This is a genomic window from Rossellomorea sp. ABR4_012 (assembly GCF_056159545.1).
This window is the reverse complement of the sequence record NZ_JBSWVK010000003.1, coordinates 507,212-528,166: the sequence shown is the minus strand read 5'-3', so window position 1 is coordinate 528,166 and position 20,955 is coordinate 507,212. Positions and strand designations below refer to the sequence as shown.

Annotated in this window: 15 protein-coding genes, 1 pseudogene and 1 riboswitch; of the genes and pseudogenes, 3 read left to right on the top strand and 13 right to left on the bottom strand. The window is 38.4% G+C overall.

Features of this window, described 5'->3' with window-relative positions; all coding sequences use genetic code 11:
- Positions 1-217: 217 nt before the first annotated feature.
- Positions 218-832, top strand: coding sequence for a DUF421 domain-containing protein (locus tag ACXAFV_RS15655; protein ID WP_475127839.1), 615 nt, complete (start codon positions 218-220; stop codon positions 830-832).
- A gap of 500 nt (positions 833-1,332) precedes the next feature.
- Here ACXAFV_RS15655 and ACXAFV_RS15650 read toward each other — a convergent pair whose 3' ends face one another.
- The 3 genes from ACXAFV_RS15650 to ACXAFV_RS15640 form a co-directional block, all read right to left on the bottom strand.
- Entirely contained in the window at positions 1,333-2,076 is a 744-nt protein-coding gene (locus ACXAFV_RS15650) for a hypothetical protein (RefSeq protein WP_475127837.1), read from the bottom strand.
- Positions 2,077-2,108: 32 nt separating this feature from the next.
- Positions 2,109-2,666, bottom strand: coding sequence for a signal peptidase I (locus tag ACXAFV_RS15645; RefSeq protein ID WP_475127836.1), 558 nt, complete (start codon positions 2,664-2,666; stop codon positions 2,109-2,111).
- Positions 2,667-2,853: 187 nt separating this feature from the next.
- The gene (locus tag ACXAFV_RS15640) at positions 2,854-6,954 is read right to left on the bottom strand and encodes a S8 family serine peptidase (protein ID WP_475127835.1); all 4,101 of its coding nucleotides are present in this window, start codon (positions 6,952-6,954) and stop codon (positions 2,854-2,856) included.
- A gap of 857 nt (positions 6,955-7,811) precedes the next feature.
- Between ACXAFV_RS15640 and ACXAFV_RS15635 the strand changes: the two genes are divergently transcribed.
- Positions 7,812-9,053: a helix-turn-helix domain-containing protein gene (locus tag ACXAFV_RS15635; protein ID WP_475127833.1), complete on the top strand. Its 1,242-nt coding sequence runs from the start codon at positions 7,812-7,814 to the stop codon at positions 9,051-9,053.
- A 301-nt stretch (positions 9,054-9,354) separates the two neighbouring features.
- Here the strand turns inward: ACXAFV_RS15635 and ACXAFV_RS15630 are convergent, their stop codons facing one another.
- The 8 genes and pseudogenes from ACXAFV_RS15630 to ACXAFV_RS15595 all read right to left on the bottom strand — a co-directional run bounded on the left by ACXAFV_RS15630 (position 9,355) and on the right by ACXAFV_RS15595 (position 17,867).
- Positions 9,355-9,822 (bottom strand): 2-thiouracil desulfurase family protein, encoded by a 468-nt coding sequence (locus ACXAFV_RS15630; protein ID WP_475127832.1) that lies wholly within the window; start codon positions 9,820-9,822, stop codon positions 9,355-9,357.
- Positions 9,823-9,902: 80 nt separating this feature from the next.
- A complete protein-coding gene (locus ACXAFV_RS15625; protein ID WP_475127831.1) occupies positions 9,903-10,805 on the bottom strand; it encodes an NAD(P)/FAD-dependent oxidoreductase in 903 nt (300 codons plus the stop codon).
- A 100-nt stretch (positions 10,806-10,905) separates the two neighbouring features.
- Entirely contained in the window at positions 10,906-11,304 is a 399-nt protein-coding gene (locus ACXAFV_RS15620; RefSeq protein WP_475127830.1) for an Rrf2 family transcriptional regulator, read from the bottom strand.
- 150 nt (positions 11,305-11,454) lie between these two features.
- A pseudogene (locus tag ACXAFV_RS15615) lies at positions 11,455-11,798 on the bottom strand (VOC family protein).
- A 292-nt stretch (positions 11,799-12,090) separates the two neighbouring features.
- Complete coding sequence (locus ACXAFV_RS15610) at positions 12,091-13,281, bottom strand: aspartate kinase (RefSeq protein ID WP_475127829.1); 1,191 nt, start codon at positions 13,279-13,281, stop codon at positions 12,091-12,093.
- A 51-nt stretch (positions 13,282-13,332) separates the two neighbouring features.
- Entirely contained in the window at positions 13,333-14,577 is a 1,245-nt protein-coding gene (locus tag ACXAFV_RS15605) for a homoserine dehydrogenase (RefSeq protein WP_475127827.1), read from the bottom strand.
- A 151-nt stretch (positions 14,578-14,728) separates the two neighbouring features.
- Positions 14,729-14,839, bottom strand: a riboswitch (SAM riboswitch).
- A gap of 503 nt (positions 14,840-15,342) precedes the next feature.
- Positions 15,343-16,032 carry a copper homeostasis protein CutC gene (locus tag ACXAFV_RS15600; RefSeq protein ID WP_475127824.1) on the bottom strand — a complete coding sequence of 230 codons (690 nt, stop codon included), beginning with the start codon at positions 16,030-16,032 and terminating at the stop codon, positions 15,343-15,345.
- Positions 16,033-16,445: 413 nt separating this feature from the next.
- Positions 16,446-17,867, bottom strand: coding sequence for an aminotransferase-like domain-containing protein (locus ACXAFV_RS15595; protein WP_475127822.1), 1,422 nt, complete (start codon positions 17,865-17,867; stop codon positions 16,446-16,448).
- Positions 17,868-17,965: 98 nt separating this feature from the next.
- On the opposite strand from ACXAFV_RS15595, the gene ACXAFV_RS15590 reads away from it, so the two are divergent.
- Positions 17,966-18,568: a LysE/ArgO family amino acid transporter gene (locus tag ACXAFV_RS15590; RefSeq protein WP_475127820.1), complete on the top strand. Its 603-nt coding sequence runs from the start codon at positions 17,966-17,968 to the stop codon at positions 18,566-18,568.
- 228 nt (positions 18,569-18,796) lie between these two features.
- On the opposite strand, the gene ACXAFV_RS15585 is transcribed toward ACXAFV_RS15590, so the two are convergent.
- Positions 18,797-19,294, bottom strand: a complete 498-nt coding sequence (locus ACXAFV_RS15585; protein ID WP_475127818.1) for a DinB family protein — start codon at positions 19,292-19,294, stop codon at positions 18,797-18,799.
- A gap of 437 nt (positions 19,295-19,731) precedes the next feature.
- Complete coding sequence (locus ACXAFV_RS15580; RefSeq protein ID WP_475127817.1) at positions 19,732-20,739, bottom strand: DUF3231 family protein; 1,008 nt, start codon at positions 20,737-20,739, stop codon at positions 19,732-19,734.
- Positions 20,740-20,955 lie beyond the last annotated feature (216 nt).

Sequence of the window (20,955 nt, the reverse complement as noted above, 5' to 3'; positions counted from 1 at the left end):
GTTCAAACCCCAAAGTGAAACTCATTAATACCAAGAACTGACTTGACGTCCCTTCATTGGAGAAGGAAAGCAAAGCTAAATCGCTATTCAGTGTAGGTGTTTACTCATTAAGTATTCACTTCCTAACGAAGTCCTTACACCATCTCCATCCATTTGAATAAATTGTAATTTATTTGATACGCTAATTAGTAGGAGAATACATGAGGAGGCACTTGTCTTGGAGTTAGATTGGGTTTGGAAAGTGGTACTTATTGTGATTGCTGGGTTTCTTATATTGCGATTAGCTGGGAGAAAATCCATTTCTCAGCTGACATTTGCACAAACAGTCCTCATGATATCCTTAGGGAATTTACTCATTCAGCCAGTTGCCGATAAAAACATCTGGATCACCTTTTTAATCGCATTATTACTGGTATTAGTCTTAATAACATTAGAACGCTTACAGATCCAATCGAATAGGTTCGAAACCTTCATAACCGGAAAAGGAATAGATGTTATAGAGGATGGAGAAATCTTAGACAAGAATCTAAAAAAATTGCGCATCTCCGTAGACCAATTAGAAATGCGGCTACGTCAAGATAGCATCTCTAAAATCAGTGATGTAAAAACAGCAACCATTGAACCCAGCGGACAATTAGGGTATGTACTAAAAGATTATGCCCAATATGCCACCAAAGAAGATATTAAAGTTATATTAGATTATATTCATCATAAATTCCCAGAGGGTCCACAGCCCCCGGATATCACTAAAGAAAAAACAGATCATCATTCTATTTTCTTAGAGGTAAAAAGAAATGAGCATGTTATTCCTCCGCCTAAGCATTTAGAGTGAACAGCCAATTTGCCGGAAGACATTTTCCAACACCTGTGCCTCATCGTACGGATGTTGGTCTTACCCTAATATGAAATCTTTTACATCGGATAACCTTGATATTCATCCTTGGAAATCTTAACGATCTAAACTCATGAAATAAACAGGTCCAGAATCTTCCCGAATATCCGGGACCATTTTAATAATCTGAAACCCGACTTTTTCATAGGCTCGTATCGCCATACTGTTGTTAACCTCGGGATTAATTATACACCTGTCCACATATTCCTTGGAAAAAAAGTTGAGCGAATTTTCGCAGATTCAAAAGAACTGCATGGGCTTCGCTACTGCGGGATTTTGCCTCCGGCTTCCTTCAGATTACACCTCACGAGGGACACCTTTCCATAGGCTAACAGTTCCTGCTGCCAAGCCTGTATTGGACTTTCACCACCAAGTTATAGCCCATGCCGGCCGCATAAAAAAAACAGACGACCAACTGGCCATCTGTTTTGATCATTACATTACTCGTATAAAGCACCATCGTCTTTTTGTTTAGCTTTAACAGATAGATTAGCAGAGTATGTTACACCTTGATAATCATTCGTTGCTAACTCATCAAGCTTAACGCCAAACTGAATATCAATGTATTCATTTGTTTCTAAATTCCAGAATTCATTGACTTCCCCTGATTCTGCTCCATCACCCAAAAGAATTTCTTTTTTGCCAACAGCTGCAGCTGACGTTGCTGCTACAGAAGCAGAGGACTTAGCTGCTACAGGAGCATTCAGGTAGCCAGTTACTATTTCTACTCCTTCTAAATTTTCAACTGAAGCCAGAGAAGGACTTATTTCATTCGTAGTTCCTTCGAATAATTCTTCTAGTTTATATTGTGATGCTTTTAATACTTCTTCCGTTGGTTTCACTTTGTATTTTAATGCAACATAACCTACTTTGTAAGCATTTAATGAAATATTTTTATCTAATGATTGGTGTAATTTTGCTTGTAAGAACGTATCGGCAGTCCCAGTGTTATCAATTGTCATCCAATCTCCAAACACAAGTTGTGATGGAGCGAAATTTTCAGCTTTTACAATTTTCTTATTGATATTTCCACCATTATTAATCTGTACGATTGAGTTTGTTATTTCACCTGTTGCCGTTGTTTCAGAAGTAAACCAAGAATACGTTCCAAAGCTTGCCGCAACTGCAATTGTACCTGCAATCGTAGTACCTAATAGTGCTTTTTTTGCATTGATCATTTTCATAAAATTTCTCCCCCAGTTATATATAGATAAATTTATTTAGATGCTATCTCTTCATTCTTATGCTTTTTTTCTTTGCCAGATATGCGTTCAAAAACCGTTAAACAGATGTAACCTGTAAGCGGAATGGTGATGAACAGCAAAAACCCGATTGGACCGCTTGCAAAATCTGATACATATCCAAGTTTAGGTATTGCAGCTACTTGTTTTCCAACGAAATGATGCTTCGTGACAATCATAGAATCCTCAACATTGTTGTTGTCACCTTTTGTCACCAAACCATCTTGTCCATCATTTTCTTTAACAGCTACTACTCTATGTGTAATGAATTTTGTATCTGATTCTTTAAAAGTTATCACTTCATTCACTTTTATATCTTCGAATTCTACTTTTTTAATTAAGACAAGATCTCCCGATTGAAAATGTGGCTGCATACTATTAGAGAGAACAGTTAATGGTGTGTATCCAAAAAAACGAGGGAAGCTGTCGGGATTTTTACTAGATTGATACACCGTAACACCGATATAGACAGTAAATAGAAAAAAGATAAGTAAAATCATATTTGAAAGCCATTTTGTTGTTTTTCTTTTCATAATTTTCCTCCTAACATCATTATTTGTTTTGCCTTGTATTCTTATCGTTGTTGATGTTGATGTCAGAATAATAATATAACCCTGAAAAGTCATTGACCCCCTACTACTTTCAATCAAGAAACATTTCTCAAACGCAGTAGTAGGGGAGTTAATTAGTTTACAATCCGATGAAATAAAAGCATTCTATTTAGTGAATCCCCAACTCTTCCAAAATACTGTCTATTGTCTTGCCATCATGCGTTTCTTTTGCAGTTGGTGGATTTTCAACATATTTGTTTTGCGATAAGTAATTCTCTTGAACAAAGCCGATGTCTTTCGCATCCACAGTGCCGTCAAAGTTGATATCCGCCGCACGGTTGCTCGTCTTCCAAGCGTTTTGGATGTCGATTGCGTCTAAAACATCAATGACGTTATCTTGGTTGACATCACCAGCTTTAAGATCAATATAATATGGATCGATATAAAGGTGTTGACCAAAAAGTTCTCCCTTAAATTCAAACCCAATCGGTTGTTTGGTGTGAACCTCGAAGTGACCAGGTACTTTAATCTCTAAATTATATGGATCCTTGCTTAATGGAAGCTTTTCTACTCTGTAATCCCCTTTTTCGTTAATTAAAGAAGTAGCGTCAAAAATTACTCCGCTTGAGTCCTTGAACTTTAGCGATGCCCCAACCTTTGTCCAATCTTTTTTCTCAAGAATAGGACTATACTTAGCCGTGCGGAATGCATCAGGTAATACTCGACCAGAAGCGGCATTAAATTGCGGCAGAATCTCAAAATTGTAACCGGCGTTAAGTAGTTTGCTAGTTTGATTTTGACTATTTATTACAGTAGCAGTTGGATTGATGCTAGCCCCTAAAGTGAAGTTTTCATCCCTTATCTTTAAGGTAACATCCACAACTGCCGAATGATTAAATGTCAAATTGGAATCGTTAAAGACTACCTTTACCTCGTCTCCATTCACAGTTATGGCTGCTTTGTCTGAAACTCCATTCGCAAGTTTGGCATCGACTAAATCCATTGAGTTGCCAGATTGCTCTTTCAAGTTCCAAACCACTTCTTTTGCATCACTTACATTATCCAAAAATAATTGGCCTTTAATCGTATCACCCGTTTTTACTGTTTTGAAATCGCTTTTTGCATAAGTAACAGGTGTCCCTTCTTTGACAAAGAAGTATTCTTTTTTCGGTACTAAATTACCGGCAAAATCAAATCCATCTAATGTATATCTCAGTGCTGGAACGCCTTCATCCATGGCAACTACACTTGCCCATTTTCCGTCCTTATCCATAGAAACCCAATCAGGAATCATCTTAGGGTCCCAATTAGGAATCACCTCATTCGAAGATTGGTCGATTTCTATTCCTGCTTTCTGCATTTCTTCCACGAGAGGATCGGTAATTTGAATATTGAATGGATACGTTTGTTGACCTGGTTTGTATTCAAGGAACGGAGACGGTCCATCTAATGAACTTGTAAATGTAGGATCGTCCACATCAATGAAAACATCATGTACTTCACTTATCACTTTTCCAGCTTGAGTTTCACACGTAATATTCAGCTGATAGTGACCAGGTTTTGCATAACTCTTTTCTTTTGCAATAGGCTGTTTAGGGTCCCCTGTAAATGCATAGTACGTCCCAGTAAAGAGTGATAGACTATATTCGTAATCCTTTAGAAGATTTTCTGCTTCCGGCAAGGTTCCGACAAAACCTAACTCTTTTCCGGTTTCTCCATCGTGTAGAGTGATATCCAATGTTTTCAAGGGTTCGTGTACCATAAAGTCCGCATGAGCAAGGTAATTATAGTTAGGTCGACGGCTACTTGTATCTTGCATTAAGTATCTTGGTAAAAAGGAAGGCGCACGGAGATCTAAAGATAAGCCTGTATCCTTCAAAATTGCGAAATTAAATGGAATTCGATACTGATCGGATGAATCCGCTTCATTCGTCAGTACGATATACCCTTCATATATGCCAGCTTTTGCCGTCTTTGGCGCTACCAAAAATACATTTCGTTTCACTTCTTTGTTGGCTTGTACTTTAATACTTTTGCTGGTGCTAACGGCAATACCATTTCTACTCAGGCTGTTCGTAGCTTCAATTGTATTTTCTTCTACAGAAACAGTGAAATTTTTGGTGATGTCACTGTTGTTTGTGAAGCTTATATTTTTATTCACACGAATATTACCGTATTCCGAACGTTTGTAAATACCAAAGCTTATATCACCAGATGGATTTTTTACCGTCATAAAATCTTCGCCATCTGGTATGAGGGTTTCCTCTGTCACTTGCATTTTCATTCCACCATGAATGGCTTGATAAGGGTCTACACGGCCCGCCCCCATTTCATACAAACTATATTCGCCATTTAACGGTTCTGCAGTATTCATAAGTATTGTTTTAATATCATCTGGATCAAGATCCGGATTCGCCTCTAATAATAATGCGGCAATTCCAGCCGTGTGCGGGGTAGCCATTGATGTTCCGGAATAGCGTCCATAGGCATATTTATAGTCTTCTTGATTTTCAGGGTTAATTATATAAGTAGGTAATGTAGAAAGTACGCTTACCCCAGGAGCTACGACCTCTGGTTTGATATCATAATTACCATTGACCGGGCCTCTTGAACTGAAGTCAGCTAATTTATCTCCTTCGGTTACGATATCTTTCAAGTTGGAGAACGTAAAGGTCTTGTTTCCTTCAGCTATTTTCGCTTTTAATTGCTCTCCAGCTGCTTTTGTCATAGAGAAAGCTGGAACATAAACAGTTGATTCCCCTAAATTAATGCCGATCTGTCCGTCAACATTGTTATACATAATAACAGCTTTCGCACCTTGCTCTTTGGCAAATTTGACTTTGTCATTGAGGGAAAAATTCCCGCGCTGAACGAAAGCAATTTTCCCTTTAACGTCTTTGCCTGCATATTCTCCTTGTGAACCTAAGCCTACATCGACAAGCTCAAGTGATTGTCCATTTAATGCAGAGAAATCATCCGCAAAGCTTCTTCCCATGCTGATAAGCTGAGTGGACCAGTCTCCTGAAATGCTGCCTGTAAATGAAGTTAGCGCAACAGGAACATCACTTGCTCCTATTGTTAGAGCCAGTGCAGCTGCACCAGGTGAACCTAGCGTGTAGGCATATGGACCGTTATTTCCTGCAGCAACCACAGCCGTCACACCATTCAACACAGCATAATTAATCGCGGTACTCGCTGGATTATGCGCATCGTTAATCGGTGCGCCTAGTGAAAGGTTTATAACATCCATACCGTCTTCTACTGCTTTTTCAATTCCTGCAATAATACCTTCAAACGTACCATTTCCGTAAGGCCCTAACACACGATACACATAAAGATCCGCATCTGGTGCTACACCCACTACAGACACTTCACTGTCATTTTTATTTTGACCTACGATCGTACCAGAAACATGTGTCCCATGTGATGTATAATAGGTTGAGTTGGTAAAAGGATTTATTTCAGGTTGACCTGATTTCTGCCAATCGGCATACGTTGTTTCCATTGGGTCACTATCATTATCTACAAAATCATAACCACCTTTGTATGCATCCTTTAAATCAGGGTGATTATAGTCAATCCCAGTATCAAGTACGGCTACTTTGACGCCTTCTCCCGTAATACCTTCCTTATGTAACTTGTCAATTTTTAAATAAGGAAGACTCTCAACAGATGTAGTGATTTGTCTATCAACGTCTTTTGGAAGATCTTGCTTTATAGGATCAACCCTAAAGGTCTGGTTTTTGTAAACAGCTTGGACAACATCAGATTCCAATAGGAGTTTTACTTGATCGGCTGGCAATGTCATCGATACACCGTTATAAGCTTTTTTGAAAGTCTGGGTGATGGAATTTGAAACATTTTTTGATTTGGAGTTCTTTTGAGACAAATGTTTTTTGATGTCTTCTTTAAAGGTTTTATGTTCTTTTTCTACTTTCGCAGCAGCGTCTACAATTTTTAATTTCTTGCCTTCTGCAGCTGCTTCTAATACAGCTACTTCACTAGGATTCGATTTGAACTCGACAATGACGGAAATATCTTCTTTCGACTCTAACTCCACCTCGCTGAATCCTTGCAGGCCTGTATGCTTGTTCACTTGCAATTGATGCAATGCTTCTCGCTGTTCCTTTGTCAAGGATGACAGAATGTCCTCTGCCTTACTTTCTTTTGCTGCTGCTTCAGTGGATTGTACCGAGTGAATCGGTGAGATTATTAAACCCGCTGAAAACGCCATAACAGCTGCTTTCTTAATTAATGATTTAATTTCCATAAAATCCCTGCTTCCCAATTTTGAATAATTTTTAAGACTAGTAGTAATCAACTGCTCCTTTCTTAAAATTTTGAATATTACATTTAAAATCTTAATACCTTTTTCAATGGGTAGCTAACGGGCTTTTCATCTGTGGCTTTTGGTCCACCTTATTTACCTATCCTAGTAAAATAGCATATATTTATAGTTATTTTTGGTACTTAAGGACTAAATACGAATAATCGAGTTGGGTTTTTCCTCTCTTTTTTCGTGTTATTTTCACTCTTTTTTTGCCTTTTTTCTACTCTTATCAACAAATTCCATTAAAAACCCCAACACGAACACTTTCTTCCTAATGAATTGTTAGGTTTTTATTACTGGAAAATAGCAGTGGTCATTTAAATAAGCAGGCTAATAGATTGAAAGAAAAAGAAAGCAGATAGGTGGAACGACCTGCACGAAGGAGAAGTTCAGCACAAACTTAACTGAAAAAACCCCCATGCGCATTGTGTAGGAGGGAAAAATAATTAGATTGAATGTAACTTGCTATTCAATTTCTGGTAACCTAAGTCTCTTCGACTTTAACTATTCGTACTGATTTGTTCAGCATGCAGTATTATCAGCATTTATTTTGAAATCTCATAGTTCTCAACAATTTTTCCGTTATCAATTCGAAGAACAATAGAATTTACTTGCTCCATAACTAGTATTAATAGACAATTTCTTATGATTTTTAACCTGCATTTTCTTTTGAATTTTAAAAAGTAAAAAAACAAAATTTTTATTATAGACTCAAAAGTATTATTACGAGATGGGGGTTTTTTAGTAAAATAAGAACATACACATTTCAATTGGCGGGCTGAAGAGAGGAGATCACCATGCTAGAGGGAAAAATCATTAAATTCTATCGTGAACTTCAGAACATGATGCAGAAGGATTTAGGAATAGGGATCTGTTCGAGTACCCATATAAGTAAAATTGAACGAGGTTTAACACAAGTCTCCAAGGAAACTATAGATTTGCTGTCACAGCGGCTTGGCATTGATATGGAAACAGAAATGAAAACTTACATTGGAATAGACTCCCTTTTAAAAAAATGGCATGAATCGATCATTTTAAAGCTAAGCACAAAGGCTGAGAATATAAAGAAGCAATTAGAAGCTATTGCTCTGTTGAAAATGCCGGAAATTTATCGTTCCTATACACTCGTACTCACAAGATATTATTTATTTAAAGGGCAGGAACATCAAGCTAAATCTTTAATTGCTGATATGGACAAATGGTCTGATCTTTCACCGTATGAAAAAAGCATGCTTCTTCATATTAAAGGGATCAATGCATTATTAAATAAGGAATATCATAATGCAATCTCTTATTTTCAAGGAATCGATCTAACCTATTATAACAACCAAGAGTACTATTATCATTTGGCTTTTGCCTATCATAATCTTAATTCGCGAGTACTGGCTTATTATAATGCTGAAAAGGCCTTGCGCTTTTTCACAGAAAAGCGCAGTTTTACGCGGATGGTTTCAGCAGAAATGCTTATGCTGATCCAAGTAGAGCAGGACGAGTTCTACGATCCACAAGATACGGAATATCAAAAATTAATCGAGATGACCGAAAACTTCGAATTAGACCATCAAAGAGCGATGCTGATTCACAATCTCGCATACCAGAAAGTTCGCCAAGAAAATTATGAAAAAGCTTGTGAATACTATAAACAATCCATGGACATAGAAGACCCTCTCACTGCCCTTCATATAGCCTCTTTGGAAGGCTATATAAATGCATTAACGAGACAAGGATTGAAATCAACCGAAGAATTGCTCCAATTGACCGAAAAGGGTATTTCTCTTTCTGAAGAAATAGCCGAGACAATCTATAAACATTTCTTTTATTTACATAAATATAATCTTCAAAACGAAAAAGAGCTTTACTACCATTACCTTGAAAATGAAGCATTCCCTTATTATAAGAAAATGGCACATGTTCGCTTACTTGAACATTATTCGATAAAGTTGTTCGATTATCATATGGAAAAAGGCAATGTCGAAGAAGCAAATCATTACGCAGCGTTTCTCGTGGAAAAGTACCGTAGAAATGATAAATTTGTATAATAATTCTAATACTTAAGAAAGTTGAATTATAATAGCATGAAAAAAACTTACTGAATACGAAGAATATGTTCTTACTGTATCCGTAAATAACTACAAAGTTGTGGTTTTCAAATAGGCGCTTGCTTAATTCATCCAGATCGTACGGCAGTAGAAAAAAAGCAATTGCTCAAAAAGACTGTTGGTGTTACACACACCAACAGTCTTTTTTGAGTATTATCTTAAGTGCAAATCTTTCATTTAATCAATAGTTGAAAAAGGCACAAACCCTCTTAAAGAATTGCGCCCATTAATTGAAGATAAATTATATTATCTCATCGAAATAATCGGCAAGCTGTTCTTCAGAAATTACTCGTAAACCGTTTCTTTTTAAAAGAGCAGTTGTTACTCCGTTCCCTCCAACTTTCTCTCCCATAAATTCACCATTATAAATCATTGAACTTCCACAGGATGGACTATACTCCTTAAGAACAACTACTGTTGCATTAACATCTGTAGCTTTTTTTAAAGTAGTGTAAGCTCCTTTTATATATAGTTTCGTAACGTCTCTACCTGATTTCTCGATTACTTTAGCTTTCCCATCCAATACATCTTCTCCGTTACCACCTATTATTTCAGCAGGTTCTCTGGGGGTTGAAAAACCACCAAGCAATTCCGGACATACAGGTATTGCTTTATTCACTTCTATTAGTTTACTGATCTTATGATTTAAACTATGCGTACCGTTATATCTTACCTCTAAGCCTGCTAAACAAGAACTCACTAAAATCATTGAAGACACCTCACTTTAATAGCACCTAATAACATTGTACAACCAACTCCCAGGTAAAGCTAAAATAAAAGGTTTTGATATCATTCAAACTCTTCTTCTATTAAATCCATATTAACAGTCATAGCAATACGGCTCCCATCAGCTGCTGCAAAAACCACTTGAGATGGTTTTACATAAGAGGCATCTCCAGCAGCATATAAACCAGGTATTGAGGTTCTGCCTGATTCATCTGTTTTGATTCCACCCGACTTTCTCATTTCATACCCCAACTGTTCTCTGAACCGTGCACTTTGAACAAATTGCGGCATTACAAAGCCACCAGCTCTCGCCAGCTGAGTTCCATCAGTAAAGCGGACACATTCCAATCCACCGTTTTGCCCGATAAAGGCTAAAATGGGTTTCTCTATCACAGTAATCCCTTTTGATTGCAGTTGCTTTTTTTGCACTTCCGATAAGAGAGCAAAACCATTTGTACAAACAATCAAGTCTTTACTCCAATTGAGAAGAAGTTTCGCCATATGGAAGATAGATGGATTTTCTGAAACAACGAAAATCGGCTGATCCTGCAGTTCCCATCCATCACAATAAGGACAATTAAACAAACTTTTCCCATACAACGAATAAAAGCCCTCGATGTGAGGAAAAATTTCTTTTACCCCTGTTGCCATAATTAATTTTTTTGTCTGAATACGATTTCCTGATATATCAACGACCTCAAATCCCAAAGCTGTTTTGTTGACTGAGACTATCTCAGTTTGTAGATGCTTGACAGAAGGATAATTCAACAATTCTTTATAAGCAATACGTCGGAATTCGCTCGGTGTTGTACCGTCTCTTGTAATAAAACCGTGAGAGGCATGTGTCACAGCATTTCTAGGCTGATTATTATCAATCAATGCAACACTTCGTCTTGCTCTCCCCAGTACAAGGGCTGCATTCAACCCTGCAGGGCCTCCACCAATAATTGCACATTCATAAATCATAAACAGCACCGCCTTAATAGATATTATAGACTTATTATATCTGCGATTAAACGAAAAATAACCATCTTTACAGTAAAAAAACTATAAAAAATGGCTTACTTTAAACTCCCATTTGCTTTTGAGCTATTTCCACTAAGTTAACTTCTTTTAAATACTGTTTCATCTTATCTTCTGCTTCTTTCATTTCAGCTTGAATTAAGCATTCATCCCCATGGACAAAATCACATTCAAATAAGGAAGCTGTACCTTCAATAGCGTGAATGATATCTAAAAATGAAATATCATCTTTTAGGCGAGATAATCGATAACCTCCATTAGCTCCAGAAATTGATTCAATCATTCCTGCTTTTACGAGCTTAGTTAAAATTTTCGATAGATAAGTTGTTGAAACGCCTTGGGATTCTGCTAGTTGCTGAACACCTATTGGTTCAGTCGAAGAAGCAGTAACGAGAGAAAGCATGGTGTGTAAAGCATAATTAGTCGCTTTTGAAAATTTCATATTAACACCTCCATTATAGACTTATTATATCTACAATATCCTTAAATATATTTATCTGTCAAGACTGCTGCTTCCAAAAAAAACGCAGCCGATCAAAGGATTGAAAAAATAGCTGAAAACCAATTTCCTGTCCTCAGCTATCGCCTCCAATTATTTCTCCCAAAGCTCAATCAATCTGCCTTCAGGATCTTTTATCCGTACAAACGCCCCAAATTCACTAACCTCTTTTTCCTTCACAAGAGGTACACCAATCCGCTCAAAATGCTCAATCGTCTCGTCCATATGATAAACTTGGAAATGCAGCATCACTTGCTGTTCTGTGGGGAATGATGGATCATCTTCAGAAAAGAAGGAAAAAATAGTCTCATTCCCTGATTGTGGTTGAATAATGGTCCCATTCCAATCTTCCATATCTTCAACACTTCACTGTACCATTTCTTTACCGCTTCCAGGTTTTTTGTCCTCCAAAATATTCCTCCGAAACCTTTTATCATCCTACTAAACCCGCTCCCCTATCTAATTTTTCGGTTAAATAAGAAATTCAAGAAATAAAGACATATTCCTTCTTCAACCGACCCGCCCTTTAACTTAAAACCAATTATTTCAATTTCGGGCTGTCTATACAAGAAAATTCCAACAAAAAGGAAGCTTAGTTAGCGGAACTCGTTCCAATCGGTACGCCTGTTTTAATCAATCCTTATGTGAAAAAGTGTATAGGGCCCTGCCCTATACACTTTCTTTAATTGACATGTGGTGAGAGACAGAATGCTTCCCCTCCCGTTCCGTTTACAAAACAGCTCTCCTTGATTCTACATAATCCAAACCAAAATGCATATGGAGGACCCTGGCAGCCTTTTCTACATCACACCTATCAACCAGTACACTTAATCCTACCGAGGATTCCCATATGGACTCCTTCGCAATATGGTAGTCATAAAAAACGTTTCTAACCTTCTCTTTTACCTCATGTGTTGAGTTGATGCGTCCTATCACGGTCACCTTTGATAGATCTTCTCTCTCTTCTATATAAGAGCAGGCTTGATTATATTGTCCTACGATTCTTTTTACTTCTTGAACATCCTGATTTTTAACTATGAGGATAAGGTTTTCCTTGTATTTAATGATTTCTGTCTCAACATGATGGTAATCGAGGTCATAAAGAATCAGTGACTCTCCTCCCTGACAGACACTGATTGTCAGAACAGAAATATCTTTCTGATAGGCGATCCCGACAATAGGCGCATTTCTCTGTGACCTTTCACTAATGACGGTTCCCCGCCCCTCATTCAAACTGGAACAAACCACAAGCGGCACATGATGTTCCTTCGCATGTTTAATCGCTCTAGGGTGCAGCACACCAGCTCCCATTGTAGCTAAACGCAGCATATCATCATAGGAGAGGGTGTCAATTTTTGCTGCCCGGGGAACGATTCGCGGATCCGACGTATACACCCCATCTACATCCGTATAAATATCACACCTATCCGCTTTTAAAGCGGCAGCAAGTGCAGCTGCAGTCGTATCCGAACCGCCCCTGCCTAATGTTGTCACTTCTCCTTTATCCGTGATCCCTTGAAAACCGGCAACTACGACGATTCGTCCTTTTGATAACTCCGATGTTATCCGATCCGTATCGATCGAGGTAATCTTGGCATTCCCATATACTCCGTCCGTTTGGATTCCCGCCTGTCTGCCTGTCAGGGATACGGCTTCCAGCCCCTTTTGCTGCAGGGCCATTGTCAAGAGGGAGATCGTCACTTGCTCACCGGTACTTAAGAGCATATCCATTTCTCTCTTACTTGGCTTTACAGAAAGGTCCCCTGCCAATCTTACGAGTGTATCCGTCGTTTTATTCATTGCTGATACCACTGCGATAACATCATGGCCTTTTTCCCTTTCCTTCATGACATGAAAGACCATACGCTTGATTCGATCTGTAGAACCAACAGAGGTTCCACCAAACTTTTGAACAATCATACTCAATGATACCCCTACTTTCTATCAGACCATATTTAATAAAGATTACTTCTAAAAAACTGCCGCCCCAGTCTTCACTTCATTTTCCAATGGAATTTCATCCAGAATAGACACAGCTTGAATTTGATCATGCGTCCGAAGAAGCGATTCCAGTGTCTCTTTCCTGCCTTCAATAAATACGTACAAGTAATCGCCAAGCTGAATGCGATCCTTTAAAGTGAAAGATGAGATCCAGTCTTGATCATCATCATCACAGATCCTCATAACCCATTGGTGTCTGCTCTCAACAAGAACCTCCCCGGTCCTTGCTATGCTTTCGGCAGAGGCCGTGTACTTCCTCTCGATCAACGACAGAAAATCCTCTACCATGGCGCTTCCTGTAGGCAATTTCCCAGCGCCTGGGCCAAGCAGGGTGATTCTTCCTACAAGACTACCCTTGAGGGATATAGCATTCTCTACATCCTCCACACCGTAAAAAGGATGGGTGTCATGAACAAGGATTGGCTCTACTTCACCTTCGATATGGTCTACTGAATCCCGCCTGAGAGAACCTGCATGCTTGAACCGTAATCGAAAGGATTCCGCTGCCTGGAGCCACTCTGCAGTCAGGTGGGATATCCCCTTACGTCGAATATCCTTCCAATCGGGCTGTCTGCCAAAAGCTGTTTGACTTAAAATGAGCAATTTATAGAACGCATCATGGCCTTCGATGTCATTTGTAGGATCGGCTTCCGCGTAACCCTTGTCCTGAGCAATTTTTAAGGCTGTATCAAAGGCAAGACCACTTTTTCTCATTTGAGATAAGATGAAATTGGACGTCCCATTCAGAATCCCTTGAATTTGTCTGATCTCATTCACCTTCAGAAGCTGCCTGATACTGCCGATCACAGGGATTCCTCCGGCTGTCGTCGCTTCAAATCCGACCGATACCCCGTTCCTTTTTGCCTGCTCTAATAGCTCAGGACCATGTTTAGCAAACATCGCTTTATTGGCCGTGACGATATGAATTCCCTTCTCAATGGCTTCGGTTAAATACGTATAGCTCGGCTCTTCCCCCACGATTGCTTCAAAGATCACGTGCAGGTCGGGGATATCCAAGATGTCTTGGAACTCTGTTGTGACGTTGATGGATGATTCAATGTTCCTCTCTTTTACGGGATCTTTGATTAGGATCGCCCTTACCTTCACCTCTCTACCCAGTACTTCCTTCAATCTGTCCTGATGAGTATCGATTGCTTCACAGACTCCTTGCCCTACTGTTCCAAACCCCAGAATTGCCACATTAATCGTTGACATCATTCAGCCTCCTATTGTCGAATTTTCACATTATACATAAGAATTGATTCATTCCAGTTGAAGATCCACTTGAGGGATAAGAGCGGAAAAGAAAAGAGTATACAGAAAAGCCCTCTTCTTTTAAGAAGAGGGCTAAATGAACATGCTCCTCCCCTTATCTTCCAGATCCGTATGGGATCTGTAGGAATTGGCACCTTTACAGTCTGATCCTGTAGGTTGCCGGGCTTCATCGGGCCTATCCCTCCGCCGCTCTTGATAAGAGATATAATGTTTGATTTGGTATTACTTGCTATTTGAGTATGAATTGGATTATAAAGTGGATTCATTCCCTCGTCAATACTATTTTTAGTATTTTAAAAAAATTCATTCGATTGTTACAGACAGCTTTATTTCCTATCGGTTTACTTTAGTTTGAACCCTATCCAGGAGTTTATTAATCTCATTGTCCCCCTGAGCCCTTAGCTAACGATTTTTCGACAAGTTGGTTGATAAACGGGGAAAGTGGATTGTATTTTCCAAGAGTGGCATGTAAATATGGAAAGTGGATCGTATATTCCAAAAGTGGAACGTAAATGCGGAAAGTGGATTGTATTTTCATTAGTGGGGGAATTGGGTTAACTAAGGGACTGCTCTTATCCTACTTTATACGCTGAAACCGGCAGTCCAGTGAAGTTTTTTGATGATGAGGTTCATTTTTTTGTAAAAGTAGAGTGGGAACCGTCCCCTTCTACTCTTCTTGTGCTGCTTTTCGTATTATTATTACCATTATTCTTGTTGACCTTTTAATAGTTGAACCATTTCTTTCGCTTTTTCTAGATGAATTCCTTCGATGAGACTATGATTTTTTCGCACAGCTGTACCAAAATGATAATATCCTGTATTTACTGTTGAATGAACAGTACAAATATTGCTTGCATTTAATCCACTTCCAACCAAAATAGAAATATGCCCACATGCTGTTTTCATTTGCTGAATGGTTTGCAGGCGGCTGGAAAATTCAACATTTCCTCCAGAAGTTAAAATCGTTGTTATTTCTTTGTATTGGGCTAATGTTTTAGCCGCTTGAACAGGATTGACTGTACAATCAATTGCCCGGTGAAATGTAACCTCTAAACCATTGCATTCCATCAATAACTCTTCAAGCATGTGTTGGTTAACTTCATGTTTCTCATTCAACACTCCTAGTACAACACCATTTGCACCTAATGAACGGATTATTTTAATATCATTTTTCATGATCAAAAAGTCGTCATAAGAGTAACAAAATGATTGGCTATGCGGCCTTACCATCACATTGACCGGAATGCTTACACGGTTAACTACGGCTTCGATTAAGGAGTGACTTGGTGTTAAGCCGCCCTCTGTTATTGCGGATACTAGCTCAATCCGATCGGCCCCAGATTGTTCAATTAATATAGCATCTTCTAATGTTGTCGCAATAAATTCTATGAACATCGTATCAACCTTTCTTATATGCTGCTTCCTTCTCTTTCTATATACAGTTGAGAGATTTTAATAAAAGTGTACCATATTAATCACGCATTGATTAAATCTACACTTAGGAGAGCAGCCCCTGTCCAGCTGTGCGCCCAAGTCAACACATCCATCATCACTGCATCTTCCTGTTCCTTTTTAACGACTAAATACTTTCATATATATAAAGAAATCACAATATCCTTCCCCGCGTTTCGGTTCCATTAGAAGGATATATCTGGATATGTTAAAATAATTCAAGTACTGCATATTTAACAAAAGATTGCAGCTTTAACAATGAAGAGAAGGAACATGTTCGCCGTAACGATCTTATCCGCTGTCTTAGTCGTAGGAATGTCCGCATGTAGGCAATCTTCTGCAGCAATCACAGCGAACTAATGCCGGGTTAGTTCTAGTAAAATAGACAATCCTTCTTTTAATTCTTCCAATGAAGCATAAGCATAAGAAAGACGAATATGATGTAAATCGCTTGAATTATAAATATAACCTGGGTTGATCAAAATATTTTGTTTAAGTAAATTTAGAAATAAAGCCTTATTTACAATAGGTTCATGAAACCTGATCCATATATAGAAACCACCCTCAGACTTTTTCCACGTAGCGATTTGTTGAAATTGCTGTTCTAGTATTTCTTCTATAAATCCAGCCCTTCTTTTCAATTGTTCACGAAGTTTATTCAGATGCTTTTCATATAAGCCTGATGAGAGCCAGTGTGCGACGATTTCTTGAGAGAAGGCACTTGAACCATAATCTGTTTGCATTTTAATATCCGCTAATCGCCTAATAACAGGTGAAGGCGCAACAACCCAACCAATCCGTAAACCAGGACTCAGCGTTTTGGATACACTGCCAATATAAAGCACTTGCCCTAATGCATCAAATGACTTTATGGCAGGGGAAGATGATTCAAATAAAAGTTCGTGATACACATCATCTTCAATAATCGGGATTTGTAACTTTTTGCACGCATTGTATAGGCTTTTCTTTTCTTCAATCGACCAATTATGCCCTGTCGGATTGTGTAATGTTGGTACACAGTAAAATATAGATTGCCTTTTTCTTTTGAGTGTCCGCAGATTGTCTGTTAATTGTGCATCACGTAAAACTGAAATCATAAGCATTCCGGCGGATTGAAAGGGATGCACAGAATTTAAATATGAAGGTTGCTCTTGGAAGACAATGGATCCTTCTTCTAATAACCCAATCGCAATTAATTGAAGTGCTTGAAGTGCACCTGAGACAATTAAAATATTTTCTGGTGCTGTTTGAATACCACGTTTTTTTAAATACTCACATAAAACTCTTCTAAGCTTTTCGCTTCCTTGCGGTGATGAATAACCAATCGCCTTTGATTCGAGTGAAATCTCTTTTAGCGACTGTTCAATTTGTTGCGTTGGGAGTAAATCTGGTGATAATTCACCTGTTCCAAGTCGTATGATATGATCTGTTTGCTCATATTCATTGATGAGTTGAATCGTATGATAGTTCGGTTTGTGGATACTTGATTCAATGTGTCGCTGCCAATTCGGTTGAGCACTGTTCAACAGCACATTCCACGAATGATTAGCCACAAATACTCCTGATCCCATTTTTGATTCAAGCAAACCCTCTGCCTTTAATTCATCAAGTGCAAGTTGCACAGTGCTTCTATTCACATTAAATTCCGTTGCAAGTTGGCGCTGTGTTGGAATCTTTGTACCAACAGTCCAATCACCTCGTTCAATACGAGATTTTATCCAATCTACAATTTGGTCTTGAACGGTCAAATGTGAATGCCGATTTGGTTGCCAATTCATAACTCCCCTCCTAAATTGGGTGGATAAAAAACCACCCAATTGGGTGTTTTCTTTTAGTTGTATCATAGTACGATAGTAATTGAAAGGGAGTTGAATACATGGAAGCCATTCTTCATGGAGTAATCATAGCGTTCGGCCTTATTTTACCTTTAGGGGTACAGAATGTATTTGTATTTTCACAAGGAGCCACGCAGCCAAAACTTCTTCGGGCACTTCCAGCAACTGTTACGGCTGCACTATGTGATACATTTTTAATCCTGTTAGCTGTCTTTGGACTATCTGTTATCGTTTTACAATTTGAATGGCTGCGACTTACCCTAATGATAACCGGGATATTGTTTTTACTTTACATGGGGTATGCAATTTGGCGTTCTGAACCAATCACGGCTGAAACGAACAAAGCATTACCCATCCGTCAACAAATCATCTTCGCTTTATCAGTTTCTTTATTAAATCCACATGCCATCATAGATACAGTCGGTGTCATTGGGACAAGTGCATTAAAATATGTCGGAACGGAACAAGCTTATTTTACCATCGGGTGTATTACAGTATCTTGGATTTGGTTCTTTGGATTAACAATAGCGGGTTCAGTTGTGAAAAGGATAGATAATACTGGAAGTTTAATGAACATATTCAACAAATGCTCAGCCCTGTTTATCTGGGGAACAGCGATTTATCTGTTTATTGGATTAACGTAAAGTACTGTTGCAGCCTTGAAATAAAGCTGATAAACCTTGATAAAGAGCAAATAGAAAAAGCGTGTTTTGAAAAAAGATCGATCAAAACACGCTTTTCTATATTCAATTGGATCATTCTTTTAAAAAAAGGGTGATATTTATAGGCTTCACCATAGAGAAGGAAAAGGGCTTCACACCGCCAATACTGCTTCTACGGCCTGGCGAGGATGGTCGCTGAATAAAGGTGATTTAGGACCAATCAACCCCACCCCAAGAGGATTGCAGCTTTCGCAACAGAACAATTTGGCCGACATGATAAGTATCATGCATCATGATATGGCTGAGTAACTTCTCAATAGAGTACCTGTCAGCTGCATACGGAGTTTTTAACTTTTCATCGTCAAGGTCCGCAATGACTGTTTTTAATTTATTCATGACTTCATTAAGGCTCTTCACTGTCTGGGCCCACCCTATTTCGTCTTCAGGATCCCCCGGATTTCCAAAGGTTTCTTCATTGTCTTCTGCTTTATGTAGATTCTCTGTGCCCTTAATTCGATGGATTACGTCTTCATTCCAAAATATCAAGTGATTGACAATCTGCCAAATAGAATTGCTGATCCCCGAACTTGTCCATGCTGCCTCAGCTGCGGTAACTCCATGAAGCGCCTGATCCATGGATGCAAACCAATCATTCTCATGGTAATGCATGTCGAGTTGTTCTAAAAACATTTGGGTTACAACTTGCATACAACCAATCCCCTCACTGTTTAGTGTAATCTTTCAAAGTTAAAAGACAAAAAACGAAAAAATATTCTCAATCAAATACTCCATCTTTTTTTTTGAGAATACAACAAAACCATGTTCACTATGACTTATTCGTCTCTTCCAGCTTTTATTCCTTCATTATGACAAAGAAAGTACCCAAGCTGTATTCAAGGCACTCTAAATACAATCATTGAACATACCTGCGGTTTCTGGATTGTGATTATCCAAAGATAATGAGACTGGGACAAAAAGTTTTTTAATTTAAATAATCCCGAATTAATTTGTATTTAGACAGCAAATTAATTCGGGTTTTTAATATGTTCAAATGTACATTTAGGTTTAACTCTTTCATTTAGAGCCATCACTGAAATATTCGTCTTTAGGTATTTGATTTTTCGTTTTGTACTAGCCTCTATTCTTTAATCATTTTGATTCCTAAGTGACTCTCGATCAATTGATTGAGGAGGCTTTTCAAACCATCCGTGATCAATTAATAGTTTAGCACCTTCCTCAGCATATGCACCAAGCTTAAGGATATAACCTTCATAATTTAATGTTATATCCTTTCGAAGTGATGCCGCAATAGCTAGTCCAAAATCTCCAATACCGATGGCACTTTGTGCATTCGTATGGAATAGCATTAATTTATCCGAAAATGGTGCCTCTTTGCTATTTGTAATTGTAGAATCCCATGTGGAGGGATAAGAATTATCGTCTTCTTTTAGTTTTATCATAAAATCTTCAACCATCTTCTTACCTAACTCATATCCATCTTTAAAGTAGTCACTAAGTTTTTTGGACTGAGCAACTTGGCTAAATCCCAAGAGAATTGTTTTAGCCACATTGGCCACTTCAATATTTATTCCTAAATGTGCAATTTCTACTCCAAGGAGTGCACGTCGGTGTCCCACCAGTCCACCAAGGAATTTCCGCTCGGTAACATACTCTACTTTTTCTGGATAAGCCATATAGGGAGATCGTATAAACACCCCTTTTTCCTGCATCAGTTCAGCATTTCGGTCATACAACGTTTCGGTTTGATTTGAATACTCTTTGAATAAGGTACGGACATCTTTACGAGCAGAAACAGACTTAGCCAGACTGTAAGAATTCAATCCCGTTTTGCCCATATGATCCAAGTAACGCATATACGTTACATCCGAAAAAAGTTTCTTTGCTTGCAGATTAACATCCTGCTCCCCAAATCCGTTAGGGATAGGAATACCTTCTTTTGTAAATAAATCGGATATTTGAGCCACATGTTCATTAGAGTAGCCAAGTGCAAGTTCAATAATAGGTTTAACGTCCTGATCCTCACAGGTGTGTAAAAAATGTGTCAGAACACAAATAGACATGGTGTCACCAATATAGGTACTCCATAACATCGAGACTTCAGAAGAAGTTAGTTTAGGTGTGTGTTGTACCAAACTCTCACCCCATCATAAATTTTTTTTATTATTTCCGTAGTCTCTATGGGTTATGTATAAGAGAAAATGCATCAAAAGAGGATAATCGAAAAAAGGTTATGCACAATCACATGAATGTTGAGAAAACATTGGACTCATAATAAATCTAGGCCTACCCCCGGCACGGTTAAGCTTAAACGTGCCGGGGGGTAGGCCCCAATCTAATGATAGTCCTTC